Genomic DNA, 15,349 nt, shown 5'->3' with positions numbered 1-15,349 from the left:
CACACCCTCACCGTCCAAGGTGCCCAGCGCGGCCACCAACCCGGCCCGCTCACCACCCAGCACCACCGCACGATGCTCCAGAGCGGCCCGCGACAGCAGCGACGACGCCACATCCGCCACCGCGAGGTCCGAACGCCCCACCACGAAGTCCCGCAACCGCTCGGCCTGCGCGCCCAGCGCGGCCGGCGTCCGGCCCGACAGCAGCCACGGCACCGGTCCGGCCGGCGGGGACTGAACCTCGGCCCGCTCGACCGGGCGCGGAACGCCCTCGATGATCACGTGCGCGTTGGTGCCGCTGATCCCGAAGGACGACACACCGGCCCGACGCGGACGATCCGCCTCGGGCCACGGCCGCGCCTCCGTCAGCAGCTCCACCGCACCGGCCGACCAGTCCACCTCCGGGGACGGCGCGTCCACGTGCAGCGTCGCGGGCAGCACGCCGTGCCGCATCGCCTGCACCATCTTGATCACCCCGGCCACACCCGCGGCCGCCTGGGTGTGCCCGATGTTCGACTTCACCGACCCCAGCCACAACGGCCGGTCCTCGCCGCGCCCCTGGCCATAGGTCGCCAACAGCGCCTGCGCCTCGATCGGGTCACCCAGCCGGGTCCCCGTCCCGTGCGCCTCCACCGCGTCCACCTCGCCCGCCGACAGACCGGCATTGGCCAGCGCCTGCCGGATCACCCGCTCCTGCGACGGACCGTTCGGCGCCGTCAGCCCGTTCGACGCACCGTCCTGGTTCACCGCCGAACCACGCACCACCGCCAGCACCTCGTGCCCGAGCCGTCGCGCGTCCGACAACCGCTCCAGCACCAGCATGCCGATGCCCTCGGACCAGCCACTGCCGTCGGCCGCGGCCGCGAACGCCTTGCACCGCCCGTCCGAGGCCAGGCCGCCCTGCCGGCTGAACTCGGTGAACACCGAAGGCGTGGCGAGCACGGTGACACCGCCGGCCAGCGCCAGGGTGCAGTCGCCGGAGCGCAGCGCCTGCGCCGCCCAGTGCATCGCCACCAGGGACGACGAGCACGCCGTGTCCACCGTGACCGCCGGCCCCTCCAGGCCGAAGGTGTAGGCGACGCGGCCGGAGGCGACGCTGCCCGCGTTCCCCGTGCCCAGGAAGCCCTGGACCTCCTCCGGAACGGCTCCGCCGCCGGTCGCGTAGTCGTGGTACATCAGGCCCGCGTAGACGCCGGTCCGGCTGCCGCGCAGCGAGGTCGGGTCCAGGCCCGCGCTCTCGAAGGCCTCCCAGGACGCCTCCAGCAGCAGCCGCTGCTGTGGGTCCATCGCCAGCGCCTCACGCGGCGAGATCCCGAACAGCCCGGCGTCGAACTCGGCCGCGTCGTGCAGGAAGCCACCCTCGAAGACCGTCGCGGTCCTCGCGCCGTCGCCCGAGTACACCGCGCCGACGTCCCAGCCGCGGTCGGTCGGGAAGGACGTGATGCCGTCCCCGCCGGCGGCCAGCAGGGCCCACAGCTGCTCCGGGTCGGTGACGCCGCCGGGGTAGCGGCAGCTCATGCCGACGATCGCGATCGGCTCGTCGGCGGCGGCCGTGGCTACGGCTGCGGCTGCGGCTGGGGTGACCGCCGGGCCGCCGGGCCGGTGGCCGACCAGGGCGTCGCGGACGAACTCGGCCAGCGCGGCCGGGGTCGGGTGGTCGAACACCAGCGTCGCGGGCAGCCGCAGGTCGGTGACCTCCTGGAGCCGGTTCCGCAGCCGGACGGCGAGCAGCGAGTCGAAGCCGAGGTCCTTGAAGGCCCGGCCGGGCGCGATCGCGGCGGCGCTGGCGTGGCCCAGGACGGCCGCGACCTCGGTGGCGAGCAGCTCCGTCACCATCCGGATCTGCTCGGCCCCGGTGAGGCCGGCGAGCCGGTGCGCGAGCGCGTCGGGCGCGGTCTCGACGGCGGCGCGCCGCAGGGTCGGGCGGACCAGGGCGCGCAACAGCGGCGGCACCTCGCCGTCCGGGCCCGCGGCCGGCCGCAGCCGGATCGGCAGCAGGTGCGGGCGGTCCGAGCCCACGGCCGCGTCGAACAGGGCGAGTCCGTCGGTGTCGCTCAGCGAGTCGGCGGTGCGGGTGGCGCGGGCGACCTGGTCGGTGGACAGGTGGCCGGTCATCCCGCTGGCGCCGGCCCACAGGCCCCAGCCGAGCGAGACCGCCGGCAGGCCCGCCGCCGCGCGCCGCGCGGCCAGGGCGTCCAGGGCCGCGTTCGCCGCCGCGTAGGCGGCCTGGCCCTCCGGGCCGAAGGTGCCGGCCGCGGAGGAGAACAGCACGAACAGGCCCAGGTCACGGTCGGCGGTCAGCTCGTGCAGGTGGACGGCCGCGGCCACCTTCGGCCGCAGCACCGCGGCCAGCCGGGCGGAGTCGTAGGAGGTGACCGTGCCGTCGTCGATCACCCCGGCCGCGTGGACGACGCCCTCCACCGGGTGGGCGGCCAGGACGGCCGCCAGCGCGTCCCGGTCGGCGGCGTCGCAGGCGACGACCGTGGCCTCGGCGCCCAGGGCCCGCAGGTCCTCGACCAGGTCGGCCGCGCCGGGGCTGTCGATGCCCCGGCGGCTCAGCAGCACCAGCCGGCGCACCCCGTGCCGGGACGCCAGGTGCCGGGCGACCAGGCCGCCCAGGGTGCCGGTGCCGCCGGTGATCAGCACGGTCTCCGGCAGCCGGGGCGGGTCGGTGACCGGGGTGCGGACCAGGCGCGGGACGAGGACCGCGCCGTCGCGCACCGCCGTGCGCGGCTCCGTGCCGACGGCGGGCGGCCAGCTGCCGTCGTCCCCGGACGGGTCACGGTCGACCAGCACGAAGCAGCCGGGGTGCTCGGCCTGCGCCGAGCTCACCAGGCCGTGGACCGCCGCGCCCGCCAGGTCGCCGGTGTCGCCCACGGCGCCGCGGGTCAGCAGCACCAGCCGGGAGGCGCCGAGGCGCTCCTCGGCGAGCCAGGCGTTCAGCAGGCCGAGGGTCTCGGACGCGGTCCGCAGGACGGCCTCCGGGTCGGCGCCGGCCGGCACCGGCAGCACCACGACGGCCGGGGCGGGCAGGCCCGCGTCGAGGGCGGCCGTCAGCGCGGCGAGGTCCCGGTGGCGGGTGGCGTGCGGCAGTCCGGCGTCGTCCGGGCCGAGCACCGTCCAGTCGGCGGTGTCCGTCCGGTCCTGGGTGTCCGGCCGGCCGGCCGGGGCCGTCGTGGGCACCCAGTCCAGGCCGAACAGCGCGTCGGAGACGCCGGGTCCGCCGTCCCCCGCGAGGGCCTCGGGCGTGACCTCGCGGGATGCCAGGGCGTCGACGGTCAGCACCGGTGCGCCGGTGGGGTCGGCGGCCCGCAGCGTGATCCCGCCGGGGGCGGGGGTCAGGGCGACCCTCAGCGCGGTGGCCCCGACGGCCTGGAGCGAGACGCCGGTCCACGCGAAGGGCAGCCTGGTCCCGGGCCCGGCTCCGAGGGCGGCGGCGTGCAGGGCGGCGTCCAGGAGCGCGGGGTGCACGCCGTAGGAGCCGGCGTCCGCCTCGGTGCCCTCCGGCAGCGCGACCTCGGCGTAGACGGTGTCCCCGTCGCGCCAGGCGGCCCGCAGGCCCTGGAACGCGGGGCCGTAGCCGTAGCCGGCCTCGGCGAGCCCGGGGTAGAAGCGGGCGAGGTCGACGCGCTGCGCGCCGGACGGCGGCCACACCGCGTGGTCGAAGTCGGCGCCGGGCGCGGCCGCGCCCAGCAGGCCGGTCGCGTGGCACACCCACGGCCCGTCCTCGCCGGCGCGGGAGGAGATCTCCACCGTGCGGTCGCCCGCGGTGTCGGGCGCACCGACGGCGACCTGGACGGCGACCCCGTCCTGCCCGGAGAGGGGCAGCGGGGACTGCAGCACCAGCTCCCGCAGCAGGGCGCAGCCGGCCTGTTCGCCGGCCCGCAGGGCCATCTCGACGAACGCCGCGCCGGGCACCAGGGTCCGGCCGAGCACCGCGTGGTCGGCCAGCCACGGGTGGGTCGTCGTCGACAGCCGCCCGGTCAGCAGCACGCCGTCGTGCGTCAGCGGGATCGCCGCCCGCAGCAGCGGGTGACCGGCCGTGACCTGGCCGACGGCGGTGGCGTCGTGCGCCGTGAGGGGCTTGGGCCAGTAGCGGTCGCGCTGGAAGGCGTAGGTGGGCAGGGCGACGCGTCGGCCGCCCGCCAGGACGCCGGTGACGTCGACCGGTACGCCGGCCGTCCAGAGTTCGGCCAGGACCGTCAGGAACCGCTCCGGGCCGCCGTCGTCGCGCCGGAGCGTGCCCACCACGGTGGTGGCGACGCCGGCGTCCTCGGCGGTCTCCTGGAGGGCCACCGAGACGACGGGGTGCGGGCTGCACTCCACCAGCACCGAGCGGCCGTCGGCGAGCAGCGCGCGGGTGGCCTCCTCGAACCGCACCGTGGAGCGCAGGTTGTCGTACCAGTACCCGGCGTCCATCCGCGCGGTGTCGATCGGCGCACCGGTCAACGTCGAGTACAGCGGGACCGTCGACGTCGTCGGGGTGATCCCCGCCAGCTCGGCCAGGATCCGCTCCCGGACCTGCTCCACCTGCGCGGAGTGCGAGGCGTAGTCCACCGGGATCCGCCGGGCCCGCACCTCCCCGGCCGCACACAGCGCCAGCAGTTCGTCCAGCGCCGCCGGCTCACCCGACACCACCGTCGACGACGGACCGTTGAACGCCGCCACCGACAGCCGACCCGCGAAGGAACCGCCCTCGAAGGAGCCGATCAGCTCCTCGACCACGGCACGACCCGCCGCCAGCGACACCATGCCACCGCCACCGGCCAGTTCGACCAGCGCCCGGCTGCGCAACGCCACCACCCGCGCGCCGTCCGCCACCGACAACGCACCCGCCACCACCGCGGCCGCGATCTCCCCCTGCGAATGCCCGACCACCGCCGACGGCTCCACCCCGTGCGCCCGCCACACCTCGGCCAGCGACACCATCACCGCCCACAACACCGGCTGGACCACATCCACCCGGTCCAGGTCCCCGGCCTCCCGCAACACCTCCGTCAACGACCACGACACGAACGGCGCCAACGCCGCCTCGCACTCCGCCAACCGTGCCGCGAACACCGGCGACCAGTCGGCGAGTTCACGCGCCATCCCGACCCACTGCGAACCCTGCCCCGGGAACACGAAGGCCACCGAGCGGCCGTCGCGCTCCTGCGCGACACCAGTGACGACCCCGGCCCGGGCCGTCTCCGCGGCGAGCGCGTCCAGACCGTCCAGCAGGGCGGTCCGGTCCGTGCCGAGGACCACCGCGCGGTGGTCCAGGTCGGCGCGGGACAGCAGCGCCCGGCCGACCTCCAGCGGGGTGACGTCCGTCCGTCCGGCCACGAAGTCGCGCAGCCGGGCGGCCTGCGCCGCCAGACCGGCCCGGGTGTGGGCCGACAGGAACCACGGCACCGCTCCGGCACCGCTCCGCGGCTCCGGTGCGGGCGCGGCGGCCGGCTCAGCGACGACCGGCGCGGCCTCCAGGATCACGTGCGCGTTGGTGCCGCTCATGCCGAAGGACGAGACACCGGCCCGACGCGGACGGCCGGCCTCCGGCCACGGACGCGCCTCGGCCAGCAGCTCCACCGCACCCGCCGACCAGTCCACGTGCGCGCTCGGCTCGTCCACGTGCAGGGTGGCCGGGAGCACGCCGTGCCGCATCGCCTGCACCATCTTGATCACCCCGGCCACACCGGCCGCCGCCTGGGTGTGCCCGATGTTCGACTTCACCGACCCCAGCCACAACGGCTCACCGGCCCGCTCCCGGCCGTAGGTCGCCAACAGCGCCTGCGCCTCGATCGGGTCACCGAGCCGGGTGCCCGTGCCGTGCGCCTCCACCGCGTCCACGTCACCCGCCGACAACCCGGCATTGGCCAGCGCCTGCCGGATCACCCGCTCCTGCGAGGGACCGTTCGGCGCCGTCAGACCGTTCGACGCACCGTCCTGGTTGACCGCACTGCCCCGGACGACCGCCAGCACCTCGTGCCCGTTGCGCCGCGCGTCCGACAACCGCTCCAGCACCAGGAAGCCGACGCCCTCGGACCAGCCCGTTCCGTCCGCCTCCGAGGAGAACGGCTTGCACCGGCCGTCGGCGGCGACGCCGCCCTGGCGGCTGAACTCGGCGAAGATCTCCGGTCCGGCCAGCACCGTGACACCGCCGGCCAGCGCCATCGCGCACTCGCCGCCGCGCAGCGCCTGGGCCGCGAGGTGCAGGGCCACCAGCGAGGAGGAGCACGCCGTGTCCACCGTGATGGCAGGTCCTTCGAGACCGAACGAGTACGCGACCCGGCCGGAGATCACACTGTTGGAGGTGCCGGCGAGGACGTGCCCCTCCGCGGTCACCGACAGGTCGGTGCCGATCCCGTAGTACGAGGTCCCCGCGCCGAGGAACACGCCGACCTGCTCGCCGCGCACCGCCACGGGGTCGATGCCCGCGGCCTCGAAGGCCTCCCAGGCGGCCTCCAGCGACAGCCGCTGCTGCGGGTCCATCGCCAGCGCCTCGCGCGGGCTGATGCCGAACAGCGCCGCGTCGAACTCGGTGGCGTCGGCGAGGAAGCCGCCGCGCAGCGCGTACGGCGCGTCCGCGACCTCGGCCTCCCAGCCGCGGTCGGCGGGGAAGTCCGTCATGCCGTCGCCGCCGTCGGCGAGCAGCCCCCACAGCCGCTCCGGGCTGTCGGCACCGCCCGGCAGGCGGCAGCTCATCCCGACGATCACGATCGGGTCCTGGTCGGTGGCCACCGCGGCGGCCCGGACCGGCGCCGCGAGGCCGGGGCCGCCGAGCAGTTCGCCGAGCAGGTGCTCGGCGAGCGCGGCCGGGGTCGGGTGGTCGAACACCAGGGTCGCGGGCAACCGCAGACCGGTGGCGGCCCGCAGCCGGTTGCGCAGCTCCACCGAGGTCAGCGAGTCGAAGCCGCTCTCCTTGAACGCGCGCCCGGCCGCGACGGCGTCCGGGGAGGCGTGGCCGAGCACCAGGGCGGTCTGCTCGCGGACCAGGTCGACCAGCAGCGGGAGCCGGCCCTCCGGCCGGACGGCGGCGAGCCGCTGGGTGAGGCTCGCCGCGGTCGGCGCGTCACTGGCCCGGCGCAGCGCGCCGCCCACCAGCGCGCGCAGTATCGGCGGCGGCCCGGACGGGTCGGACCGCAGCGCGTCGACGTCGAGGTTGGAGGTGACGAGGTGCGCGCGCGGCAGCGTCCGGGCCACGTCGAACAGGGCCGTGCCCTGCGCGCCGGACAGCGGCGCGCCGACGCGGGCCGCCCGCGCCAGGTCGGCGCCGGACAGGTGGCCGGTGATGCCGCTGGACTCCGCCCACAGGCCCCAGGCCAGCGAGGTCGCGGCCAGGCCGCGGGCCCGCCGGTGCGCGGCCAGCGCGTCCAGGAAGCCGTTCGCCGCCGCGTAGTTGCCCTGTCCGGGCGGGCCGAGCACCGCCGCGACGGAGGAGAACAGCACGAACATCGCGAGGTCGCGGTCGGCCGTCAGCTCGTGCAGGTGGAGGGCGGCGTCCGCCTTCGGGCGCAGCACGGTCGCCAGCTGCTCGGCGGTGAGGGCGGTGACCACGCCGTCGTCGACCACGCCGGCGGTGTGCACGACGCCGGTCAGCGGGTGCTCGGCCGGGATCGCGGCCAGCACGCCGGCCAGCGCCTCCCGGTCGGCGACGTCGCAGGCCACGACCGTGACGGTGGCCCCGGCCGCCTCCAGCTCCGCGACCAGCCCGTCGGCGCCCGCGGCGCCCGGGCCGCCGCGGCTGACCAGCAGCAGGTGCCGGACGCCGTGCCCGGCCACCAGGTGGCGGGCCGTCAGACCGCCCAGGGTGCCGGTGCCGCCGGTGATCAGGACGGTGCCGGCCGGGTCGAGCGCGGTGGGCACGGTCAGCACGTTCTTGCCGACGTGCTTGGCCTGGCTGATGTGCCGGAACGCCGCGGTCGCCTCGCGGACGTCCCAGGTGGTGATCGGCAGCAGCCGCAGCGCGCCGGACTCGCAGAGGCCGAGCACCTCGGTCAGGATCTCGCCCATCCGCCGGGCGCCGGCCTCGGACGGGTCGAACGCCCGGTAGCGCACGCCCGGGTGGTCGGCCGCGACCCGCTCGGCGTCCCGCAGGTCCGTCCGGCTCATGTCGGCGAACCGGCCGCCGTCGGCCAGCAGGCGCAGCGAGGCGTCCACGAACTCGCCGGCCAGCGAGTTCAGCACCACGTCGACGCCGCGTCCGCCGGTGGCCGCGCGGAACCGCTCCTCGAAGGCGAGGTCGCGCGAGGAGGCGAGGTGCGCGTCGTCCAGGCCGAGCGAACGCAGCACGTCCCACTTGCCGGGGCTCGCGGTGCCGAACACCTCCAGGCCCAGGTGCCGGGCGAGCTGCACGGCGGCCATCCCGACCCCGCCGGCGGCCGCGTGCACCAGCACCGCCTCCCCCGGCCGCGCCGCCGCCACGTCGACCAGACCGTAGTACGCGGTGACGAAGGCGACCGGCATCGAGGCGGCCTCGGTGAAGGACCAGCCGGCCGGGATCCGGGCCAGCCGGCGCCGGTCGGCGACGGCGACCGGGCCGAAGCCGCCGGGGAACAGGCCGAAGACCCGCTCGCCGGGGAACAGGTCGGTGACCTCCGGGCCGACCTCCAGGACGACGCCGGCGCCTTCGGAGCCCATCACGGCGCGCTCCGGGTAGAGGCCGAGCGCGAGCAGCACGTCACGGAAGTTCACGCCGGCCGCCCGGACGCCCACCCGCACCTCGTCGGGGCCGAGCGGCCGCTCGGCGGTGTCGGCGGGCAGCAGACGCAGGCTGGTCAGGGTGCCGGGCTCGGTGACGTCCAGCCGCCAGCCGGCCGTGTCGTCGGGGACGGCCAGGGCGGCCGACGCCGGGACCCGCACCAGGCGGGGCGCGTACAGCTCGCCGCCGCGCGCGGCGAGCTGGTTCTCCCCGCGTCCCACCGCGTGCCGGACCAGCTCCGGGTCGGCCGTGCCGTCGTCGTCGAGCAGCACGAAGCGGTCCGGGTGCTCGGCCTGCGCCGACCGCAGCAGGCCCCACACCGCGGCGCCGGCCGGGTCGGCCGGGTCCTCGCCCGGGTGCACGGCGGCCGCGCCCCGGGTGACGACCACCAGGCGGGACGCCTCGTCGAGGTCGCCGGCGAGCCGGCTCCGCACGAGGTCGAGGGCCTCGCCGGTCGCGCTGCGCGCACGGGCGGCGGCGTCCGAACCGGCGGCGTCCGGACCGGCGGTGTCGAGCCGGTGCAGCAGGAGGGAGACGGCGGCGTCCGCCGGGCCGGCGGGCCCCTCGGCGGCCGGGCGGGGCAGCGCCGTCCACTCGACCGCGAACAGCGCGTCGCCGGCCTCCGCACGGCGGGTGTCCGACCGGCCGGTCCGCACCGGCCGCAGGGTCAGCGACCGGACGTCGACCACCGGCGCGCCGGTGGCGTCGGCGACCCGGATCGAGAGCGCGTCCCGGCCCGCCGGGGCGAGCCGGACCCGCGCGACGGAGGCGCCGGTCGCGTACAGGGAGACGCCGGACCAGGCGAACGGCAGCGGCGTCGCCCCCGTGTCGTCGAGGAACCCGCCGACGGTCGCCGCGTGCATCGCCGCGTCGAGCAGCGCGGGGTGGACGCCGAACGCGGCCGCCTGCTCGGCGGCGGCCGGCGGCAGGGCGATCTCGGCGTAGACCGCCTCCTCGCCCCGCCAGGCCGCGCGCAGGCCGCGGAACGCCGGCCCGTAGCCGTAGCCGGCCTCGCTCAGCCGGTCGTAGTAGCCGTCCAGGTCCACCGGCTCGGCGCCGGGCGGCGGCCAGGCGGCGAGGTCGTAGGGCTCGGTGTCGGGCCGGGCGGTCAGGGAGCCGGAGGCGTGCCTGGTCCAGCCGGCGGCGTCGTCGGGCTGGGCGTGGACGGACACCGGGCGGTCCCCGGTGCCGTCCGGGTCGCCCACCCGGACCTGGATCCGGACGCCGCCGGTGGCGGGGACGGCCAGCGGCGCCTCGATCATCAGCTCCGTGAGCGCGGTGCAGCCGACCTCCCGGCCGGCGCGCAGTGCCAGCTCCACGAAGCCGGTGCCCGGCAGGATCGCCGTCCCCCGGACGGCGTGGTCGGCCAGCCACGGCTGCGCGGCCAGCGACAGCCGCCCGGTCAGGAGCGCGCCGGCGCCGTCCGCGAGCGGCACGGCGGCGGTCAGCAGGGGGTGTTCGGTGGTCAGCAGGCCGGCGCCGGACACGTCGGCGGTGCCCGGGCCGGGGCGCAGCCAGTACCGCTGACGCTGGAACGCGTACGGGGGCAGGCCGATCCGCCGGCCGCCGCGGTCGGCGAGCGCGGCCGGCCAGTCCACCGCGGTGCCCCGCGCCCAGAGCGCCGCGAGCCCGTGCAGCAGGGTCCGTGCCTCGGGCCGGTCGCCCCGGGACGCCGGTACCAGCACGGCGGTGTCCGGGCCGGCGGTGTCCGGGGCGGTGTCCAGGGTGAGCCGGGCCATCGCGGTGAGCACCGCGTCCGGGCCGACCTCCAGGAAGCGGTTCGCGCCCTGCCGGGCCAGCCAGCCGACGCCGTCGGCGAACCGGACGGCCTGCCGGACGTGCCGCACCCAGTACTCCGGGGTGCGGATCTCCTCGGGGTCGGCACCGGTGCCGGTCAGGTTCGACACCAGCGGGATGCGCGGCGGGTGGTACGTCAGGCCCTCGGCGACGGCCCGGAACCGCGCGAGCATCGGCTCCATCAGCGCCGAGTGGAAGGCGTGCGAGACCCGCAGCCGGTTGGTCCGGCGCCCCTCGGCGCGCCAGTGCGCGGCCAGCGCCGTGATCGCGTCCTCCGGTCCGGAGACCACGACCGCCTGCGGCCCGTTCACGGCGGCGACGTCGACCGCGCCGTCGAACGCGGCGAGCGCCTCGGCGGCCCCGGCCTCGTCGATCTCGACGGCCAGCATGGCGCCGCCGGCCGGCAGCGCCTGCATCAGCCGGCCGCGCGCCGCCACCAGGGCGGTCGCGTCGTCGAGCGAGAGCACGCCCGCGACGTGCGCGGCGGCCAGTTCGCCGATCGAGTGCCCCAGCAGGAAGTCCGGGCGCACCCCCCAGTCCTCCAGCAGCCGGTACAGCGCCACCTCGAAGGCGAACAGCGCGGCCTGGGTGAAGACGGTCCGGTCCAGCAGGATCGCGTCGGGGGTGCCCGCCTCGGCGAACATCACCTCGCGCAGCGGGCGGTCCAGCTCCGTGTCGAGCCGGGCGCAGACGGCGTCGAGGGCGTCCGCGAAGACGGGGAACGCCGCGTGGAGCGCGCGGCCCATGCCCGGCCGCTGGGAGCCCTGGCCGGAGAACAGGAACGCCGACCGGCCGTCGGCCCGCTCCCCCCGCACCACACCGGGCGCCTCGGCGCCGGTCGCCAGCGCCGTCAGGCCGTCCAGCAGGCCCGCCCGGTCGGCGGCCAGGACCACGGCGCGGTGGGCCAGACCGGTGCGCCCGGCGGCCAGCGACACCGCGATGTCGGCGGTGCCCGGCGCGGTACGCGGTTCGGTGCCGGCCTCGGTAGCCGGTTCGGTGCGGGCCTCGGTCACCGGTTCGGTGCCCGCTTCGGCGAAGCCGCGCAGCCGCTCGGCCTGGGCGGCGAGCGCCGCCGGGTCGGCGGCCGACAGCAGCCACGGGACCGGGACGTCGGCCGGCGGCCCGGCGAGGTCCGCCGGCGCGTCGGGCGCCGCGTCCTCCTCCGCCGGGGCGCTTTCGAGGATCACATGGGCGTTGGTGCCGCTGACGCCGAAGGACGAGACACCGGCGCGCAGCGGCCGCCCCCGCTCGGGCCACGGCCGCGCGGCGGCCAGCAGCTCGACCGCGCCGTCCGACCAGTCGACGTGCGGGGAGGCGGCGTCCAGGTGGAGGAGGCCGGGCAGCTCACCGTGGCGCATCGCCATGACCATCTTGATCACGCCGGCCACGCCCGCGGCGGCCTGGGTGTGCCCGATGTTCGACTTCACCGAGCCCAGCCACAGCGGCCGGTCGGCCGGACGGTCCTGACCGTACGTCGCCAGCAGGGCCTGGGCCTCGATCGGGTCGCCCAGCCGGGTGCCGGTGCCGTGCGCCTCGACGGCGTCGACCTCGGCGGCCTCCAGCCGGGCGTTGGCCAGCGCCTGGCGGATCACCCGCTGCTGCGCGGGGCCGTTCGGGGCGGTGAGGCCGTTGGAGGCGCCGTCCTGGTTGACGGCGCTGCCGCGCAGCACGGCGAGCACCCGGTGCCCGTTGCGCCGGGCGTCGGAGAGCCGCTCGACCAGCAGCATGCCCACGCCCTCGGACCAGCTGGTGCCGTCCGCCGCCGCCGAGAACGGCTTGCAGCGGCCGTCGACGGCCAGCCCGCGCTGCCGGCTGAACTCGATGAAGGAGTCCGGCGCCACCATCACGGTCACCCCGCCCGCGAGCGCCATCGTGCACTCGCCGGAACGGAGCGCCCCGGCCGCCAGGTGCAGGGCCACCAACGACGAGGAGCAGGCGGTGTCCACCGTGACGGCGGGGCCCTCCAGGCCGAAGGTGTACGCCAGCCGGCCGGACGCGACGCTCGTCGTGTTGCCGGTCAGCAGGTGGCCTTCCACCCCGTCCGGCAGGACCGCGCCGTGCCCGTAGCCGGAGGACGTCATGCCCACGAAGACGCCGCCCTGGCTGCCGCGCACGGTGCCCTGGTCGATCCCGGCATCCTCGAACGCCTCCCAGGACGCCTCCAGCAGGAGCCGCTGCTGCGGGTCCATCGCCAGCGCCTCGCGCGGCGAGATCCCGAACAGCCCGGCGTCGAACCCGGCCGCGTCGTGCAGGAAGCCGCCCGACCGGACGTAGGTCCGGCCCTGCCGGTCGGGGTCGGGGTCGTAGAGCCCCTCGACGTCCCAGCCGCGGTCGGCCGGGAAGTCGCCGATGGCGTCCCCGCCGGCGGCGATCAGCCGCCAGAGGCCTTCGGGGTCCTCGACGCCGCCGGGGAAGCGGCAGCTCATGCCGATGATCGCGATCGGCTCGTCGGTGGCGGCCGTGGCCGTCGCGGCCGGGCCGGCGACGCGCCCGCCGACGAGGAAGCGGGTCAGCTCGCCGATCGTCGGGTGGTCGAACACGGCCGTGGCGGGGACGGACGTGCCGGTGCCGGCCGCCAGGCGCTTGCCCAGCTCCACCGCGGTCAGCGAGTCGAAGCCGAGGTCCTTGAACGTCCGGCCGGTCTCCAGGCCGGACGGGTCGGCGTGCCCCAGGACCGCCGCGACCTCGGCCCGGACCACGGCCAGCGTCTCCCGCTCGCGCTCGGCGGCGGACAGCGAGGCGAGCCGTCCGGTGACCGCGGACCCGGCGCCGGCGTCGGCCCCGGACGGGCGCGGGCCGGGCAGGTCGGCGAGCAGCGGGCTCGGCCGGGCCGCGGTGAAGGAGGCGGTGAAGGCCGGCCAGTCGACGTCGGCGACGACCACGGCCGGCTCGTCCCGGTCGACGGCCCGGTCCAGCGCCGCCCGGGCCAGCCGGGCGTCCATGGCCGGGATGCCGCGGCGGCTCAGGTAGTCCTGGCCGGGGCCGTCCGGGCCGCCCGCCCACGGGCCCCAGGCGACGGCGGTCGCCGGGAGGCCGAGCGAGCGGCGGTGCCCGGCCAGGGCGTCCAGGAAGCTGTTGCCCGCCGCGTAGGCGGCCTGGCCCCCGCTGCCCCAGACCCCGGCGATCGAGGAGAACAGCACGAACGCGTCCAGCGGCGTGTCCGCGAGTGCGGCGTGCAGGTTGGCGGCGGCGCCGGTCTTCGCGGCCAGGACGGCCGCGAACCCGGCGGGGCCGGTCCGGTCCAGTGCCTCGGTCGGGCCGGCCTCGGCGGTGACGACCACGCCCGCGACGGGGTGCTCGGCCAGCAGCGCGGCGAGCGCGGCCCGGTCCGCGAGGTCGCAGGTGACCGCGGTGGCCGGGGTGCCGGCCTCGGTCAGCTCGGCCGCGAAGGCGGCGAGTTCGGGGGCCGGGCCCTCGGCGCCGACCAGCAGCAGGCCGGTGGCGCCGCGCCCGGCCGCCCACCACGCGGCCTGCCGGCCGAGGGCGCCGTCCGCCCCGGTGACCAGGACGGTCCCGGACAGCCGCCGGCCCTCGCCGGCCGGGGCGGGCTCGGGGGCGCGCAGGAGGCGGGCCGCGAACGTCCCGGAGGAGCGCACCGCCGTCTGGTCCTCACCGGTCGCGCCGGACAGGACGGCCACCAGGCGCCGGCCCGCGCGCTCGTCGAGCACGGGCGGCAGGTCGATCAGGCCGCCGCAGCGGTCCGGGTGTTCCAGGGCCAGCGTCCGGCCGAAGCCCCAGAGCTGGGCCTGGACCGGGTGGTCCAGCCGGTCGGCCCGGCCGGTGGACACCGCGCCCCGGGTGAGGGTCCACAGCGGCGCGGTGACCGCGGCGTCGCCGAGCGCCTGCACCAGGGTCAGCGCGACCGCCAGGCCGGCGGGCAGCACCGTGCCGGGCAGCGGCTCCTCGGCCAGGCCGGTGAGGGAGACCACCCCGGCGAGCGGGCCGGCGGCCGGGACCGTCCCGCGGATCGCCTCGGCCAGTGCCGCGCGGTCGACGGCCGGGTCGGCGACGACCAGGGTCACCGTCTCCGCGCCGGCGGCGCGGATCGCCGCGACCACCTCCTCGGCGGACGCCTCCTCGGTGGCCACCACCAGCCAGGTGCCGGCCAGGGCGACCGCGCCGCGCGGACCGTCGACCGGCTTCCACCCGATCCGGTAGCACCAGGAGTCCAGCGTCGAACGGTCCCGGCGGCGGCGCCGCCAGTCGGCCAGGGCGGGGAGCACCGAGTCGAGCAGTTCCGGCGTGTCCTCCAGGCGCAGGGCGTCCGAGAGTTCGGCGAGGTCCCCGCGCTCCACCGCGTCCCAGAACCGCGCCTCACCCGGGTCACCCTCGGCCACCACCGACACCGGCTCCAACCAGAACCGCTCCCGCTGGAACGCGTACGTCGGCAACTCCACCCGGCCACCGCCGGGCAGCAGCGACCCGAAGTCCACCGGCGCCCCGGCCGTCCAGGCCTCGGCCAACGCCACCAGCAACCGCTCCGGACCACCCTGCCCACGCCGCAGCGTCCCCAGCACCGCCACCTCGACGCCGACCGACTCCGCCGTCTCCAGCACACCGACCGTCAGCACCGGATGCGGACTGCACTCCACGAACACCGACCGACCACTGCCCACCAGCGCCCGCGTCGCCTCCTCGAACCGCACCGGCGACCGCAGGTTGTCGAACCAGTACCCCGCGTCCATCCCCGCCGTGTCGATCGGCGCACCCGTCAACGTCGAGAACAACGGCACCGTCGACGTCGCCGGAACGATTCCCGCCAAATCCTCCAGGATCCGCCCCCGGACCTGCTCCACCTGCGCGGAGTGCGAGGCGTAGTCCACCGGAATCCGCCGGGCCCGCACCTCCCCCGCCGCACACAGCGCCAACAGCGCG

At 77.4% G+C, this 15,349-nt stretch carries 1 protein-coding gene; it reads right to left on the bottom strand.

Going from position 1 to position 15,349, the window contains the following annotated elements; all coding sequences use genetic code 11:
- The coding region (locus ACIQTO_RS37895; protein ID WP_402398195.1) for an SDR family NAD(P)-dependent oxidoreductase at positions 1–15,349 on the bottom strand (15,349 nt) is incomplete at both ends.

It is taken from the genome of Kitasatospora sp. NPDC091207, from assembly GCF_044768625.1.
In the GTDB taxonomy this organism is placed as follows: Bacteria; Actinomycetota; Actinomycetes; order Streptomycetales; family Streptomycetaceae; genus Kitasatospora.
The sequence above is the reverse complement of the archived record's forward strand: the minus strand, read 5'-3'. Positions and strand labels throughout refer to the sequence as shown.